Here is a 16,518-nt window from a genome sequence, read left to right on the forward strand (position 1 = left end):
GTAGGCCTTACTGTTGCTGGAAACCAGCACGGGCGTCGAGGAAACTCTACGCCCGTGCACGCATGTTAAGGGTAGGAAAAAAAGAGAATGGCGAAGAGAGATTATTACGAGGTTTTAGGCGTTAAAAAGGACGCCGATGAACGTGAAATCAAAAAGGCCTATAAACGCCTGGCGGTAAAGTATCATCCGGACCGTAATCAGGACGAGAACGATACCGGCGAAAATTTTAAAGAAGTTAAGGAAGCTTACGAAATTCTGACCGACCCACAAAAACGCGCAGCCTATGATCAATATGGTCATGCAGCCTTTGAACAAGGTGGCATGGGCGGTGGCGGTTTTGGTGGCGGTGGTGCCGATTTTAGCGACATTTTTGGTGATGTTTTCGGTGATATCTTTGGTGGTGGCCGTCGTCAACGTGCCTCCCGTGGTTCAGACCTACGCTACAACATGGATCTGACACTGGAAGAAGCTGTCCGGGGTGTGACCAAAGAAATCCGTATTCCGACGCTAAATGAGTGTGATGTTTGCCACGGTAGCGGTGCTAAACCAGGTAGCTCTCCGGTAACGTGTTCGACTTGCCGTGGGGCAGGTCAGGTTCATATGCGCCAAGGGTTCTTCACCGTACAGCAGGCATGTCCGACTTGTCATGGCAGTGGTCAAATTATTAAAGACCCGTGCAATAAATGTCATGGACATGGTCGGGTTGAGAAATCAAAAACTCTGTCGGTTAAAATCCCAGCAGGCGTGGATACCGGTGACCGGATTCGTTTAAGTGGTGAAGGTGAAGCCGGCGAACATGGTGCACCAGCGGGCGATTTGTACGTTCAGGTTCAGGTCAAAGCGCACCCAATCTTTGAGCGCGAAGGCAATAACCTCTATTGCGAAGTTCCTATTAACTTTGCAATGGCAGCCTTGGGCGGCGAGATTGAAGTTCCGACGTTAGATGGCCGAGTTAAGCTGAAGGTACCGGCGGAAACGCAAACAGGCAAACTGTTCCGTATGCGTGGCAAAGGGGTTAAATCTGTTCGCGGTGGTAGTCAAGGCGACTTGCTATGCCGTGTAGTAGTTGAGACTCCGGTCCATCTGAATGAAAAACAGAAACAGTTGCTACGTGAACTGGAAGAAAGCTTTGTAGGTGCGGCGGGTGAGAAAAATAGCCCTCGCTCTAAAAGCTTTTTAGATGGCGTAAAGAAATTTTTTGATGATCTGACTCGCTAGTCGTGATTTAGCTGCTAACAAGCAAATATTGCAGATGAAAATTAAAATCCTCGATAATTATCGGGGATTTTTTTCATCATCATAGTGGAATATCTGTGATGCACATCAGCAACGACTCGGTTTTGCCGAGTATTTATTGCCATAAAAACGACTTTTTTCGAGTTAAGGATTATCCTAATATTTATGAATTGATTTGCCGAGCATAAGCTCACTGTCCGATGTAAGGAGTCATTCATTGTGACAAATATTATTCGTCAATTTTTACGCCAAGAGGCTGCAGGCGGCTTAATTTTAATTTTTGCCGCTCTAGTGGCCTTATTTATGGCAAACAGCCCACTCCAAGGGCTGTATCAATCATTTCTTGATGTACCGGTGTCGGTAAAGATAGCGTCACTGGATATTAGCAAGCCGCTGTTGCTATGGATTAACGATGGCTTAATGGCGGTATTCTTCCTGGTTGTCGGGCTGGAAGTGAAGCGCGAACTGATGGAAGGATCACTGGCAGGGCGCGATAAAGCGGTGTTCCCGGCCATTGCCGCATTAGGCGGCATGTTGGCTCCAGCCCTGATTTACTTACTGTTTAATGGGGCGGATGATGTTACCCGCCAGGGTTGGGCCATACCCGCCGCCACCGATATTGCCTTTGCATTGGGTGTGATGGCATTGCTGGGGAATCGGGTTCCAACCAGCTTGAAAGTCTTTTTACTGGCATTAGCCATTATTGATGACTTGGGTGTCATCATTATTATTGCGTTGTTTTATACCCATGAGGTTTCCGTGCAAGCCTTGGCAATTGCTGCTGCGGCCATCGCGCTATTGGGTTACATGAACTGGCGTGGTGTCGGGAAAACCTCAGCCTATTTACTGGTGGGATTGGTTCTGTGGGTCTGTATTCTTAAATCCGGGGTACATGCGACGTTAGCCGGCGTGATTGTTGGCTTTATGATCCCGCTGCACACAAAAGATAAGCGCTCGCCTTCGGAATCTCTGGAGCATGGTTTGCATCCGTGGGTGGCTTATTTGATTTTACCGTTATTTGCTTTTGCTAATGCGGGCGTTTCATTGCAAGGCGTGTCTCTCTCAGGATTGACCTCGCTACTGCCTCTTGGAATTGCCAGCGGCTTGTTTATTGGTAAACCGCTGGGAATTTTCTTATTTAGTTGGCTAGCGGTTAAGTTAGGGATTGCTAAAATGCCTGAGGCGATAAACTTTAAGCAGATTTTTGCAGTATCCGTGTTATGCGGTATCGGCTTCACCATGTCGATATTTATTGCGTCACTGGCGTTTGAAGGCGGCGATATTGCCCTGACGACTTATTCTAAATTGGGTATATTGCTAGGTTCGACCTCCGCAGCCGTTGTGGGCTATTGTTTACTGCGGTCGGCGTTGCCCGCGAACAAAAAAGTGACTCACTAATTCAGAACTAAATTCCCAGTGCTGCAGGCTGCGGCACTGGCGTTTTACTTGATGGATTTCCTGGCTTTCATTTTGTGAAGTCTCGGAACAGGGAATGTTTAGTCGTGCATGGAGCCCTCTATTTGGCTCGGCGATATGTTAAGGAGATAACAACATGCGAATGTCACATATCAATTTTAATCATCTGTATTATTTTTGGCAGGTGTGTAAGGAAGGTTCAGTCGTTGGTGCTGCGGAAGCTTTATTTCTGACACCACAGACCATAACCGGGCAAATTAAAGCTTTGGAAGAACGTCTGGGCGGCAAATTATTTAAGCGCCAAGGGCGCGGGCTGGTGCCATCAGAGCTAGGGCAGTTGGTTTTTCGCTATGCCGATAAAATGTTTATGCTCAGCCATGAAATGCTGGATATCGTTAATTACCGTAAAGAAGCTAACTTACTTTTTGATGTCGGTGTTGCCGATGCACTATCCAAGCGGCTGGTTAGCCAAGTGCTAGAGACTGCCGTGGCAGACCATGAAAAAATTCACTTGCGCTGTTTTGAATCAACCCATGAAATGCTACTGGAGCAGTTAAGCCAGCATAAACTGGATATGATTTTGTCTGATTGCCCTGTCGATTCCAGCCAACAAGAAGGGCTATTCTCTGTGAAGCTTGGCGAGTGCAGTGTCAGTTTTTACTGTCGTCAGCCCATTCCGGAGTTACCGTTCCCGGCTTGTTTACAGCAAAAGCGTTTGTTGATTCCAGGGCGCCGTTCTATGTTGGGACGTAAATTATTGAACTGGATTAATAGCAAAGGGCTCAAAGTGGAGATTTTGGGGGAGTTTGATGACGCGGCATTGATGAATGCTTTTGCTCTCTATAACAATGCCATTTTTGTTGCACCGACAATATATGCAGCTGACACCTATGCTAAAGATGACAAAATTGTAGAAATTGGCCGCTTAGATAATGTACAGGAAGAGTATTACGTTATTTTTGCTGAGCGTATGATCCAGCACCCGGCGGTACAGCGGGTATGTAACAAAGATTTTTCTGCACTCTTTAGGGGCTAAAATTTGCAGACTAAAAAGAGTTTGTGGGTTTGCAAAATATGTAAAAAAACCGGCCTAGGCCGGTCTTTTTACTAAGCAGTCGACGTAATGCAATTACTGCATTGCGTTGATTTGCGCTACTAAGTTTGACTTATGGCGCGCTGCTTTGTTTTTGTGGATCAGACCTTTACAGGACTGACGATCCACGATTGGTTGCATTTCATTAAATGCTTTTTGCGCTGCGTCTTTATCGCCAGCTGCAATTGCCGCATACACCTTCTTAATGAAGGTACGCACCATTGAGCGACGGCTAGCGTTATGCTTGCGGCGTTTCTCAGACTGTACGGCGCGTTTCTTAGCTGATTTGATATTAGCCAAGGTCCAACTCCCAAATATATTCTATTGAGGACAATTCAAAGGCCGAGGAATATGCCCTTTTAGCCTTCGTTTGTCAATGGATTTGTGCAAATAAGCGCCGTTTGTACGGGCGGCACTTGCTACGTTGTGATGGAGCGGGATTTTACCAGCTTCGCGCTGCGGAATACAGTCTTTCGAAAGAAAATTCCACAGTTCACTGCCTCGAAGGGATTCGACAGTGATTCTTGCGGATGGTGATTCTTGCAAAAATCTCAGCCTGCTTCTGTATTCAACGGCGAACGTATTCTACAGGATAAAGTCAGTAAAAGGGATTTTACCTGCAGATTATTGGCAAAATGGTATGACTTTCGATTAAAGGTGCCAATCGCGGGTTAACCTTAACCGCTGTACAAGGTATAATCCGGCGATTTCCACTGTTTTGAGCCAGCTATGGAGCTAATTCGCGGTATACATAATATCCGGGCACGCCACCATGGTTGCGTGTTAACTATCGGTAATTTTGATGGTGTCCATCGCGGACATCAGGCCTTATTGGAGCAGCTAAAGCGTGAAGGTCGGCGCTTGGGGCTGCCTGTTATGGTAATGATATTTGAACCGCAACCACTGGAATTGTTTGCTGCAGATAAAGCACCAGCACGGCTGACGCGTTTGCGTGATAAAGCCAAGTATCTGGCCGAGGCCGGTATTGACTATTTATTGTGCGTTAAATTTGATCCGCGTTTTGCTGCTAATACTGCGCAAGCTTTCGTTGCTCAGTTGCTGGTAGAGAAGTTGGGTGTTAAGTTTTTAACCGTTGGTGATGATTTCCGCTTTGGTGCTGGGCGTCAGGGTGATTTTCATCTATTACAGCAAGCGGGAGCTGAGTTTGGTTTTGATGTTATCAGCACCGACAGCTTTTGTGATGCCGGGTTGCGTATTAGCAGCACCGCGATTCGTCAGGCACTTAATGACGACGATTTGGTATTGGCCGAGACACTGCTAGGCCATCCATACAGCATTTCTGGCCGCGTGGTTCACGGTGACGAACTGGGGCGCACAATGGGTTTCCCGACGGCGAATTTGCCGTTAAAACGTTTGGTTGCTCCGGTAAAAGGAGTGTATGCAGTTGATGTGTATGGCTTGGGTCCAAAGCCATTGCCCGGCGTTGCCAATATTGGCACTCGGCCTACCGTTGCGGGCATTCGCCAGCAGCTAGAGGTTCATCTGCTTGATGTAACTATGGATCTCTATGGGCGCCATATTGATGTGGTGCTCCGCGCAAAACTGCGCAATGAACAGCGTTTTGCTTCGCTCGATGCGTTGAAGCAGCAAATCGCCAATGATGTGGTGACGGCCCGAACATTTTTCGGGCTAAAGACACCGGTTTAATATTTCTAGCCGAAACGGAACCGAGAATCTAATGAGTGACTACAAGAATACCCTGAATTTGCCTGAAACAGGGTTCCCGATGCGCGGCGATCTGGCTAAGCGTGAACCTGACATGCTGAAACGTTGGTATGAGCAGGATCTGTACGGGATTATTCGTACGGCCAAGAAGGGTAAAAAGACCTTTATTTTGCACGACGGCCCTCCATATGCGAACGGCAACATTCACATTGGTCACTCTGTTAACAAAATTCTCAAAGATATTATTATTAAATCGAAAGGAATGGCTGGCTACGACTCACCTTATATTCCAGGTTGGGACTGCCATGGTTTGCCGATCGAGTTAAAAGTTGAGCAGTTAATTGGTAAGCCGGGTGAGAAGGTCAGTGCCGCGGAATTCCGTGCTGCCTGTCGTAAATACGCCGCTGAACAAGTTGAAGGCCAGAAAGCCGACTTTATCCGTCTGGGCGTGTTGGGCGATTGGGACCATCCTTACCTGACGATGGATTTCAAGACTGAAGCCAATATCATTCGCGCATTAAGCAAAATCATTGATAACGGGCACCTGCACAAAGGCGCGAAGCCTGTGCACTGGTGTACAGATTGCGGTTCGTCACTGGCTGAAGCTGAAGTCGAATATTACGATAAAACATCGCCGTCTATTGATGTGCGTTTTAACGCGATTGATGTCGCCGCAGTGAGCGCAAAATTTGGTGTAACTCAGGTCAATGGTCCGATTTCGCTGGTTATCTGGACTACCACTCCGTGGACCTTGCCTGCTAACCGCGCCATTTCCCTGAATGCCGAATACGCTTATCAGTTGGTGCAGGTTGAAGGTGAATGCCTGATTTTAGCCGCTGATTTGGTTGAAAGCGTTATGAAGCGCGCGGGTATTACCCAGTGGACGGTATTGGGTGAATGTAAAGGTGCTGATCTTGAACTGCTGCGCTTTGCTCATCCATTTATGGGCTTTGATGTTCCAGCGATTTTAGGCGATCACGTCACTCTGGATGCCGGTACCGGCGCAGTCCATACGGCACCAGGTCATGGCCCGGATGACTTTGTTATCGGCCAGAAGTACGGTTTGGAAGTTGCCAATCCGGTGGGGCCGAACGGCTGCTACCTCGCAGGAACCTATCCAACGCTGGACGGCCTGTTTGTATTTAAAGCCAACGATGTGATTGTGGAGCTGTTGCGTGAAAAAGGCGCATTGCTGAAAGTCGAAAAACTGGTCCACAGCTACCCATGTTGCTGGCGTCACAAAACGCCAATCATCTTCCGCGCTACCCCGCAATGGTTCATCAGTATGGATCAAAAGGGTCTGCGTAAGCAGTCTTTGGAAGAGATCAAAGGTGTGCAGTGGATCCCGGATTGGGGTCAGGCGCGTATCGAAACCATGGTGGCAAACCGCCCAGATTGGTGCATCTCACGTCAGCGTACTTGGGGCGTGCCGATGTCTCTATTTGTCCATAAAGAGACCGAAGTGCTCCACCCACGCAGCACTGAACTGATGGAAGAAGTGGCCAAGCGCGTAGAGCAAGACGGTATTCAGGCGTGGTGGGATCTGGATCCTGCTGAAATCCTGGGCGCTGACGCCGCAGATTACGTTAAAGTTCCCGACACTCTGGACGTCTGGTTTGACTCTGGTTCAACCCACTCTTCAGTGGTTGATGTGCGTCCTGAGTTTAATGGCCACAGCCCGGATATGTATCTGGAAGGTTCTGACCAACATCGTGGCTGGTTTATGTCGTCATTGATGATTGCGACGGCGATGAAAGGTAAAGCGCCATATCGCCAAGTGCTGACTCATGGTTTCACTGTTGATGGTCAAGGGCGCAAAATGTCCAAATCCATCGGCAACACCATCAGTCCGCAAGATGTCATGAACAAACTGGGTGGCGATATCCTGCGTTTGTGGGTGGCATCAACGGATTACACCGGTGAAATTGCTGTATCTGATGAAATTCTGAAACGTTCCGCTGATTCATATCGTCGTATCCGTAACACCGCGCGCTTCTTGCTGGCGAACCTGAATGGTTTTGATCCCGCACAGCATCAGGTGAAACCGGAAGATATGGTGGTGGTTGACCGTTGGGCCGTAGGCCGTGCACAGGCCGCACAAGCCGAAATCATGGCAGCGTATGAAAATTATGATTTCCACTTAGTGGTACAGCGTTTGATGCAGTTCTGCTCGGTTGAGATGGGTTCTTTCTATCTCGATATCATTAAAGACCGTCAGTACACTGCAAAAGGTGACAGTGTTGCCCGCCGCAGTTGCCAGACTGCACTGTTCCATATTGCCGAAGCATTAGTGCGCTGGATGGCACCTATCATGTCCTTCACTGCGGATGAAATCTGGAATCAATTACCAGGTCAACGTCCACAGTATGTCTTCACTGAAGAGTGGTATGAAGGGCTATTCGGGTTGGCGGGTGACGAAAGTATGAACGATACTTTTTGGGCTGAGCTGTTGAAAGTCCGTGGCGAAGTCAACAAGGTGCTGGAGCAGGCTCGTAGTGACAAACAGATCGGTGGTTCACTGGAAGCCGCTGTGACCTTGTATGCCACACCGGAACTGGCTGAACGTCTGAACAGCTTGCAAGATGAGTTGCGCTTCGTGTTGCTAACCTCAGGGGCTAAAGTCGCCGATTACGCTGATGCGGGTGATGATGCGCAGCAAAGCGAACTTATTGCCGGGCTGAAAATTACCTTTAATAAAGCTGATGGTGAGAAGTGCCCACGTTGCTGGCATTACACTCAAGATATCGGTTTGGTAGCGGAACATGCTGAGCTGTGCGGCCGCTGTGTCACTAACGTTGCCGGAGACGGTGAAGAGCGTAAGTACGCCTGATGAGTAAACCTATTTGTTCGACCGGATTGCGCTGGTTATGGCTGGCAGTACTGGTGGTGATTTTGGATCTCGGTAGCAAACAGTGGGTCATGACCCACTTTGCTCTGTATGAATCTGTGCCACTGATTCCTTTTTTCAACCTGACCTATGCCCAGAATTTTGGTGCAGCATTTAGCTTCCTTGCGGATAAAAGTGGTTGGCAGCGTTGGTTCTTTGCGGGGATAGCTATCGGTATTTCAGTCATATTGATGGTGCTGATGTATCGCTCTACCGCTAAACAACGTCTACTTAATTGCGCTTATGCTCTGATTATCGGTGGGGCATTGGGTAACTTGTTTGATCGTATGGTGCATGGCGCGGTGATCGATTTTATCGATTTCCACGTCAATAACTGGCATTTCCCAACCTTTAACATTGCCGATACAGCAATCTGTATCGGTGCTGCGTTGGTGATATTTGAAGGCTTCTTAAGCCCGGCTGAAAAAACGGCGATCGATAAAGGTGAATGAGATGTCCGAGCACGTACAAGGCAATCAAGTACAAGAGAACAGCGCTGTATTAGTGCATTTCACTCTGAAGCTGGAAGATGGCTCGACGGCAGAATCAACCCATATCCACGGGAAACCCGCGCTGTTTCGTTTAGGCGATAACAGCCTTTCCGATGCGCTGGAACAGCAGTTGATGGGTTTAAAGGCAGGCGATAAGCACGCTTTTACCTTGCAGCCTGAAGATGCTTTTGGTTTGGAAAGTCCTGATTTGATTCAATACTTCACTCAGCGTGATTTTGCACAAACCGGTGTGCCGGATGCGGGGACTATCATGCTGTTTACTTCTCGCGATGGCAGTGAAATGCCGGGCGTAGTGCGCGAAGTGGCTGAAGAATCTATTACTGTTGATTTTAATCACCCGTTGGCCGGGCATATCGTCAGCTTTGAAATTGAAGTGCTGGAGATTGACCCCCAACAGGAGGAAATGCATGCAGATATTGCTGGCTAATCCACGTGGCTTTTGTGCCGGGGTTGATCGGGCTATCAGTATTGTGGAGCGCGCGATCGAGATGTATGGCGCGCCGATTTATGTCCGTCACGAAGTGGTGCATAACCGCTATGTGGTTGATAGCTTACGCGAGCGCGGTGCTATCTTTATCGAGGATATCTCTGAGGTGCCAGATGGCTCCATTCTGATTTTCTCGGCCCATGGTGTGTCGCAGGCGGTTCGAGCAGAAGCCCGTGCGCGGGATTTAACCATGTTGTTTGATGCCACTTGTCCATTGGTGACCAAAGTTCATATGGAAGTTGCGCGCGCCAGCCGCAAAGGGAAAGAAGCTATCCTGATTGGCCATGCTGGCCATCCTGAAGTGGAAGGCACGATGGGGCAATACAGCAATCCGAAAGGGGGAATGTATCTGGTTGAATCCCCTGATGATGTTTGGAAACTGGATGTTAAAGACGAGAACAATCTCTGCTTTATGACCCAAACAACATTGTCAGTTGATGATACCTCTGCTGTTATCGATGCCTTACATAAGCGTTTCCCTAAGATTATCGGTCCGCGTAAAGATGATATCTGCTATGCCACGACCAACCGGCAGGAAGCGGTGCGGAATTTGGCAAGTGATGCGGATGTGGTCCTGGTGGTTGGCTCGAAAAACTCATCTAACTCAAATCGTTTAGCCGAGTTAGCACAGCGAATGGGTAAGTCGGCTTATCTGATTGATTCTGCGGATGATATCCAAGAGTCATGGCTACAGAATGCGGCATGTATTGGCGTTACTGCTGGCGCATCTGCCCCTGATATTTTGGTACAACAGGTCATCGAGCGCTTGCAATCCTTTGGGGCGGGCGGGTCGGTTGAACTCCGTGGCCGAGAAGAGAATATCGTCTTCGAAGTCCCCAAAGAATTGCGTGTTGAGGTTAAGCAGATCGACTGATCTGGCATTGATTATCTCTGACATAAATTCATTAATGCACATCAAGCAGCCCTCAGTGGCTGCTTTTTTATGCTTACAGATACTGTTTTCTCGTTAGAACTCGTCTAGCCCGTTGGTGGAGTATTACGAATGATAGAATGTATAGCATCATAACTGCATGAATATGCGGAATAAGCGCAATTTGCCCTATAGAAGACTATGGCATCAGATTAGGATAAATAGGGGGTTGGGTTACTCATGAAATCCACTGGATTACAGGTTACTGAATGTAATGTAAGGAATTAAGTGGTTTCACTGATAAAAGTCGGCGTATATCATTTTTTTCTAATACAGATTAAATAGGCTGGCAGAGTCCATAGCAGGCAGCTAATCTGAACCCTTGTCAGGGCAGATGACACAATATTGGGAGAACTAATGACTGATTCAACAATTCGTATCGCAGTAGTTGGTGCGGGTGGACGTATGGGGCGACAGCTTATTCAGGCCATTACACAAACAGAAGGTGTTGTGCTGGGTGCTGCTGTTGAACGCGCAGGCTCCACATTAGTGGGAAGTGATGCGGGTGAGCTGGCCGGTACGGGTTTACTAAATATCCAGGTAAATGATGATTTATCTAAAGTAACTGATCATTTCGATGTGTTGATCGACTTTACTCGCCCTGAGGGCACGCTAGAACATTTAGCTATTTGCCGCCAGCAGGGTAAAGCTATGGTGATTGGCACCACTGGTTTTGATGATGCGGGCAAAGCAGCCATCAGCGCTGCGGCGTCTGACATAAGTATTGTCTTCGCTGCGAACTTTAGTGTTGGTGTAAACGTCGTGCTTAAGCTACTTGAGAAAGCGGCTAAAGTGATGGGTGATTACACCGACATTGAGATTATTGAAGCACATCACCGTCATAAAGTTGATGCGCCATCAGGTACCGCGCTGGCAATGGGGGAGGCTATTGCTGATTCGTTAGGGCGGTCACTGAAAGATTGTGCGGTTTATAGCCGGGAAGGCCATACCGGAGAGCGTAAACCAGGCACTATTGGCTTCGCGACAGTACGGGCTGGCGATATCGTCGGGGAGCATACGGCGATGTTTGCTGATATCGGTGAGCGGGTTGAAATCACACATATTGCCACTAGTCGTATGACTTTTGCTAATGGAGCAGTTAAATCGGCTATTTGGGTCTCTAAGCATGATAATGGCTTGTTTGATATGCGAGATGTGCTGAGTTTGAACGAACTTTAAAGGTGTAAAGCACAGCCAGTGATGTGGTTGTTTTTATCATAATTATTTGATAATAGGGCAATATTTTATTGTCCTTTTTTATATTTTCATAAAAATGGCTTGTTTTGACTGATTGTATGTTTATAGCTTTGTTTATGTATGTTTATCTTCGTTTTTTTGTTGTTTGTTATCTTGGTTTAGCATTTACCCTCATTTATCCCTACCTGGAATGGTATTTTTCAGTCACCTACCCCCGCAACCGTTTACTATGTTAAGTTAGCTTGTATTTTTGCCGCTATAATTAGCTCATTTTAACGAGAACCGCAAAAAACAGAGAAAAAATGGTGCTTTGGCTAGACAAAAGCGTCACTCATCATTAAAATGCGCCCAATTTGCCAAAAATTAGCTTTGAGGGCGGTTTTTGCATTGATTTAGATCGTTAGATGTGAATTAATATGCAAATAATGTGACTGTTTATTCCTTGGAGGGTGTTTTGATTAAGTCAGCGCTATTGGTTCTCGAAGACGGAACCCAATTTCACGGTCGGGCCATCGGGGCAGAGGGTACGGCAGTGGGGGAAGTGGTCTTCAATACGTCGATGACCGGTTATCAAGAAATCCTCACTGATCCTTCCTACTCCCGCCAGATCGTTACTCTTACTTATCCCCATATCGGCAATGTCGGCACCAATGCTTCCGATGAAGAATCCTCCGCAGTACACGCCCAAGGTCTTGTCATTCGCGACCTGCCATTGATTGCCAGCAACTACCGTAATGAAGAAGGCTTATCTGAATATCTCAAGCGGCACAATATTGTGGCGATTGCGGATATCGATACCCGTAAGCTGACCCGGTTGCTACGCGAGAAAGGCGCTCAAAATGGCTGCATTATTGTGGGTGACTTATCTGATGCCGCTTTGGCACTGGAAAAAGCCAAAGCATTCCCTGGCTTGAAGGGGATGGATCTGGCGAAAGAAGTGACCACTAAAGAAGTTTACAACTGGCTGCAAGGCAGTTGGACTCTGGAAGGTGATTTACCGGCGGCGAAACAGCCAGAAGAACTGCCATTCCATGTTGTGGCATATGACTACGGTGTAAAACGCAATATTCTGCGCATGCTGGTGGATCGCGGCTGCCGTTTGACCGTGGTTCCAGCACAAACGCCCGCTGAAGAGGTTCTGAAGCTGAATCCAGATGGCATTTTCTTATCCAATGGTCCAGGGGATCCAGAGCCATGCGATTATGCTATCGCGGCGATTAAACGCTTCTTGGAAACGGATATTCCAGTGTTTGGTATTTGCTTAGGCCATCAATTACTGGCTTTGGCGAGTGGCGCGAAGACGGTAAAAATGAAATTTGGTCACCACGGTGGTAACCACCCAGTCAAGGATTTGGATGCAAACTGTGTGATGATCACCGCACAGAACCACGGTTTCGCGGTTGATGAAACCACATTGCCATCCAACCTGCGCACGACACACGTTTCTCTATTCGATGGTTCCCTGCAAGGGATTCACCGCACTGATAAAGCAGCTTTCAGCTTCCAGGGACACCCTGAAGCCAGCCCAGGGCCGCACGATGCCGCTCCGCTGTTTAATCACTTTATCGAACTGATTGAAGCCTATCGCGCATCATCAGCAAGCACTAATAGCAAGTAATCAGGAGCTAAGACCATGCCAAAACGTACCGATATAAAAAGCATCCTGATTCTCGGCGCTGGCCCAATCGTCATCGGCCAGGCTTGTGAGTTTGACTACTCCGGTGCTCAAGCTTGTAAGGCCCTGCGTGAAGAGGGTTACCGCGTCATACTGGTAAACTCTAACCCTGCCACCATTATGACCGACCCAGAGATGGCCGATGCGACCTATATCGAGCCAATTCACTGGGAAGTGGTGCGCAAAATCATTGAAAAAGAGCGCCCAGATGCAGTGCTGCCAACCATGGGCGGGCAAACCGCGCTGAACTGCGCGTTGGAACTGGAACGTCAGGGAGTTCTGGCTGAATTTGGCGTCACCATGATTGGTGCGACCGCCGATGCTATCGATAAAGCAGAAGACCGTCGTCGCTTTGATATTGCGATGAAGAAAATTGGTCTGGATACAGCTCGTTCAGGTATCGCGCATAACATGGAAGAAGCTCTGGCCGTAGCGGCTGATGTCGGCTTCCCATGCATTATTCGCCCATCCTTTACCATGGGTGGCACCGGTGGTGGTATTGCGTATAACCGTGAAGAGTTTGAAGAGATTTGCGAGCGCGGTCTGGACTTATCGCCAACCAAAGAGTTGCTGATTGATGAGTCACTGATTGGTTGGAAAGAGTATGAAATGGAAGTTGTCCGCGATAAAAATGACAACTGTATCATTGTCTGCTCCATCGAGAACTTCGATGCCATGGGCATCCATACCGGTGACTCTATCACGGTAGCTCCAGCTCAGACGCTGACCGACAAAGAATATCAAATCATGCGTAATGCCTCGATGGCAGTACTGCGTGAAATCGGTGTCGAAACCGGTGGCTCTAACGTACAGTTCTCGGTTAACCCGAAGAATGGCCGTTTGATCGTCATTGAAATGAACCCGCGTGTATCCCGCTCTTCTGCTCTGGCCTCTAAAGCAACCGGCTTCCCCATTGCCAAGATTGCCGCCAAGCTGGCTGTGGGTTATACGCTGGATGAGTTAATGAATGACATCACGGGGGGCCGCACTCCAGCTTCCTTCGAGCCCTCCATTGATTATGTTGTGACCAAAATTCCGCGTTTTAACTTCGAAAAATTTGCGGGAGCGAATGACCGTCTGACCACACAGATGAAATCTGTTGGTGAAGTGATGGCGATTGGCCGCACTCAGCAGGAGTCACTGCAAAAAGCCTTGCGCGGTCTGGAAGTTGGCGCCACCGGCTTTGATCCTAAAGTCAGCCTTGATGACCCTGAAGCACTGACTAAAATTCGCCGTGAGTTGAAAGAAGCGGGTGCGGAGCGTATCTGGTATATCGCCGATGCATTCCGCGCAGGAATGTCTGTTGACGGTGTCTTCAACCTGACCAATATTGACCGCTGGTTCTTGGTGCAGATTGAAGAGCTGGTTCGTTTGGAAGAGAGCGTCGCAGAATGCGGTATCAATGGTCTGACTGCCGAGTTTATGCGCCAACTGAAACGCAAAGGCTTTGCTGATGCCCGTCTGGCGAAATTGGTCGGTGCGGCTGAAAGTGAAGTGCGCAAACTGCGTTACAAATATGGTTTGCATCCAGTTTATAAGCGCGTTGACACCTGTGCGGCAGAATTCTCTACCGATACTGCCTATATGTACTCAACTTATGAAGAAGAGTGCGAGTCCAACCCAACTAGCGACCGCCCGAAAGTGATGGTGCTAGGTGGCGGGCCGAACCGTATCGGCCAAGGGATTGAGTTCGACTATTGCTGTGTTCATGCATCACTGGCACTGCGTGAAGATGGTTATGAAACCATTATGGTGAACTGTAACCCAGAAACTGTTTCCACTGACTATGACACTTCCGACCGCCTCTATTTTGAGTCTGTCACACTGGAAGATGTACTGGAAATTGTCCGCATCGAGAAACCGACCGGCGTAATTGTGCAGTACGGTGGACAAACGCCACTGAAACTGGCTCGTGAGCTGGAAGCTGCTGGTGTGCCGGTGATTGGTACCAGCCCGGATGCTATTGACCGTGCCGAAGACCGCGAACGTTTCCAACAGGCGGTAAACCGTCTGGGCTTGAAACAACCGGCTAACGCCACTGTTGCCACCATTGAACAGGCAGTTGAGAAAGCCTCCGGTCTGGGTTACCCGCTGGTGGTCCGCCCATCTTATGTACTGGGTGGGCGTGCGATGGAAATCGTGTATGACGAAGTTGACCTGCGTCGTTACTTCCAAAATGCTGTCAGTGTGTCGAATGATGCGCCTGTATTGCTGGACCGTTTCCTTGATGACGCGGTTGAAGTGGATGTGGATGCCATTTGTGACGGTGAGCGGGTATTAATCGGCGGCATCATGGAGCATATCGAGCAAGCAGGGGTTCACTCCGGTGACTCAGCCTGTTCATTGCCTGCTTACACCCTGAGCAAGGAAATTCAGGATGTTATGCGCCAGCAAGTTGAAAAACTGGCCTTTGAGCTCTGTGTTCGCGGCTTGATGAACGTGCAGTTTGCTGTGAAGAATAACGAAGTTTACCTGATTGAAGTGAACCCACGAGCGGCGCGTACTGTGCCTTTCGTCTCTAAAGCGACCGGTATGCCGCTGGCAAAAATTGCCGCGCGCGTAATGGTAGGGCAGAGTTTGGCAGAGCAAGGCATTCTGGAAGAAATTATTCCTCCTTATTACTCTGTAAAAGAAGTGGTGCTGCCATTCAATAAATTCCCAGGTGTTGACCCGATTTTAGGGCCAGAAATGCGCTCTACCGGTGAAGTTATGGGGGTTGGGCGTACCTTCGCTGAAGCATTCTCTAAAGCGATGCTGGGTAGCCAGTCTGGTATGAAAAAGAGTGGCCGGGCACTGTTATCGGTGCGCGAAGGTGACAAACATCGTGTGGTTGATTTGGCGGCAAAACTGCTTAAACAGGGCTTTGAATTGGATGCGACTCACGGCACTGCGGTGGTGCTGGGTGAGGCGGGTATCAATCCACGCTTGGTCAACAAGGTGCATGAAGGGCGTCCACACATTCAAGACCGTATCAAGAATGGTGAATACACTTATATCGTGAATACAACGGCAGGACGTCAGGCAATTGAAGACTCCAAACTGATCCGCCGCAGTGCTTTACAATATAAGGTGCATTACGACACTACGCTAAATGGCGGTTTCGCAACAGCCATGGCACTGAATGCAGATCCAACTGAACAAGTGATTTCAGTGCAAGAGATGCATGCCAAGATTAAGAATATGAAAGGCTAATGCGGGTGATAAGCCAGTAAATGAGAGGGCGATGGCGACATCGCCCTTTTTTATGCTCACTATTTATAGAATTACGGCTTTTATCCATAAAAACAGTATTTTTCATAAACAATAATATTGTTCATAAACAACATTGATCTTTACCAATGTTACCGCCCACGGGATTGTGGATAGTATCTAACGGATTGCGAATCAAAAGCCGCTAT

Annotated in this window: 12 protein-coding genes; 11 read left to right on the forward strand and 1 reads right to left on the reverse strand. The window is 48.3% G+C overall.

Features of this window, described 5'->3' with window-relative positions; translation table 11 throughout:
• Positions 1-87: 87 nt before the first annotated feature.
• From dnaJ to nhaR, 3 genes are all read left to right on the forward strand, one after another.
• A complete protein-coding gene (gene dnaJ, locus DJ58_RS05730) occupies positions 88-1,218 on the forward strand; it encodes a molecular chaperone DnaJ (RefSeq protein ID WP_004706078.1) in 1,131 nt (376 codons plus the stop codon).
• 237 nt (positions 1,219-1,455) lie between these two features.
• Complete coding sequence (gene nhaA / locus DJ58_RS05725; protein ID WP_004706080.1) at positions 1,456-2,634, forward strand: Na+/H+ antiporter NhaA; 1,179 nt, start codon at positions 1,456-1,458, stop codon at positions 2,632-2,634.
• 154 nt (positions 2,635-2,788) lie between these two features.
• Entirely contained in the window at positions 2,789-3,688 is a 900-nt protein-coding gene (gene nhaR / locus DJ58_RS05720; protein WP_032909912.1) for a transcriptional activator NhaR, read from the forward strand.
• A 93-nt stretch (positions 3,689-3,781) separates the two neighbouring features.
• On the opposite strand, the gene rpsT is transcribed toward nhaR, so the two are convergent.
• Positions 3,782-4,045, reverse strand: coding sequence for a 30S ribosomal protein S20 (rpsT, locus tag DJ58_RS05715; protein ID WP_002220715.1), 264 nt, complete (start codon positions 4,043-4,045; stop codon positions 3,782-3,784).
• Positions 4,046-4,474: 429 nt separating this feature from the next.
• Here rpsT and ribF point away from each other — a divergent pair, with 429 nt between their 5' ends.
• The 8 genes from ribF to carB all read left to right on the forward strand — a co-directional run bounded on the left by ribF (position 4,475) and on the right by carB (position 16,312).
• Complete coding sequence (gene ribF, locus DJ58_RS05710) at positions 4,475-5,413, forward strand: bifunctional riboflavin kinase/FAD synthetase (RefSeq protein WP_032909916.1); 939 nt, start codon at positions 4,475-4,477, stop codon at positions 5,411-5,413.
• A gap of 31 nt (positions 5,414-5,444) precedes the next feature.
• Positions 5,445-8,261: an isoleucine--tRNA ligase gene (gene ileS / locus DJ58_RS05705; RefSeq protein ID WP_004706090.1), complete on the forward strand. Its 2,817-nt coding sequence runs from the start codon at positions 5,445-5,447 to the stop codon at positions 8,259-8,261.
• Positions 8,261-8,770 (forward strand): signal peptidase II, encoded by a 510-nt coding sequence (gene lspA / locus DJ58_RS05700; RefSeq protein ID WP_032909919.1) that lies wholly within the window; start codon positions 8,261-8,263, stop codon positions 8,768-8,770. Before ileS ends, lspA begins: the two co-directional genes overlap by 1 nt.
• A gap of 1 nt (position 8,771) precedes the next feature.
• Entirely contained in the window at positions 8,772-9,257 is a 486-nt protein-coding gene (gene fkpB / locus DJ58_RS05695; protein WP_004706095.1) for an FKBP-type peptidyl-prolyl cis-trans isomerase, read from the forward strand.
• Complete coding sequence (gene ispH, locus DJ58_RS05690; RefSeq protein WP_032909922.1) at positions 9,238-10,191, forward strand: 4-hydroxy-3-methylbut-2-enyl diphosphate reductase; 954 nt, start codon at positions 9,238-9,240, stop codon at positions 10,189-10,191. Before fkpB ends, ispH begins: the two co-directional genes overlap by 20 nt.
• Positions 10,192-10,605: 414 nt before the next feature.
• Positions 10,606-11,427, forward strand: a complete 822-nt coding sequence (gene dapB, locus DJ58_RS05685) for a 4-hydroxy-tetrahydrodipicolinate reductase (RefSeq protein WP_004706099.1) — start codon at positions 10,606-10,608, stop codon at positions 11,425-11,427.
• A gap of 472 nt (positions 11,428-11,899) precedes the next feature.
• The gene (carA, locus tag DJ58_RS05680) at positions 11,900-13,063 is read left to right on the forward strand and encodes a glutamine-hydrolyzing carbamoyl-phosphate synthase small subunit (RefSeq protein WP_032909925.1); all 1,164 of its coding nucleotides are present in this window, start codon (positions 11,900-11,902) and stop codon (positions 13,061-13,063) included.
• Positions 13,064-13,078: 15 nt separating this feature from the next.
• Complete coding sequence (gene carB, locus DJ58_RS05675) at positions 13,079-16,312, forward strand: carbamoyl-phosphate synthase large subunit (protein WP_004706103.1); 3,234 nt, start codon at positions 13,079-13,081, stop codon at positions 16,310-16,312.
• Positions 16,313-16,518 lie beyond the last annotated feature (206 nt).

The organism is Yersinia frederiksenii ATCC 33641 (assembly GCF_000754805.1).
Classification (GTDB): Bacteria; Pseudomonadota; Gammaproteobacteria; order Enterobacterales; family Enterobacteriaceae; genus Yersinia; species Yersinia frederiksenii.

Bases quoted from the DNA above. Each gene is read 5' to 3' on its own strand.
- ispH (WP_032909922.1), top strand. From the start codon at position 9,238: ATGCAGATATTGCTGGCTAATCCACGTGGCTTTTGTGCCGGGGTTGAT.
- dnaJ (WP_004706078.1), top strand. From the start codon at position 88: ATGGCGAAGAGAGATTATTACGAGGTTTTAGGCGTTAAAAAGGACGCC.
- fkpB (WP_004706095.1), top strand. From the start codon at position 8,772: ATGTCCGAGCACGTACAAGGCAATCAAGTACAAGAGAACAGCGCTGTA.
- carB (WP_004706103.1), top strand. From the start codon at position 13,079: ATGCCAAAACGTACCGATATAAAAAGCATCCTGATTCTCGGCGCTGGC.
- lspA (WP_032909919.1), top strand. From the start codon at position 8,261: ATGAGTAAACCTATTTGTTCGACCGGATTGCGCTGGTTATGGCTGGCA.
- dapB (WP_004706099.1), top strand. From the start codon at position 10,606: ATGACTGATTCAACAATTCGTATCGCAGTAGTTGGTGCGGGTGGACGT.
- ribF (WP_032909916.1), top strand. From the start codon at position 4,475: ATGGAGCTAATTCGCGGTATACATAATATCCGGGCACGCCACCATGGT.
- ileS (WP_004706090.1), top strand. From the start codon at position 5,445: ATGAGTGACTACAAGAATACCCTGAATTTGCCTGAAACAGGGTTCCCG.
- nhaR (WP_032909912.1), top strand. From the start codon at position 2,789: ATGCGAATGTCACATATCAATTTTAATCATCTGTATTATTTTTGGCAG.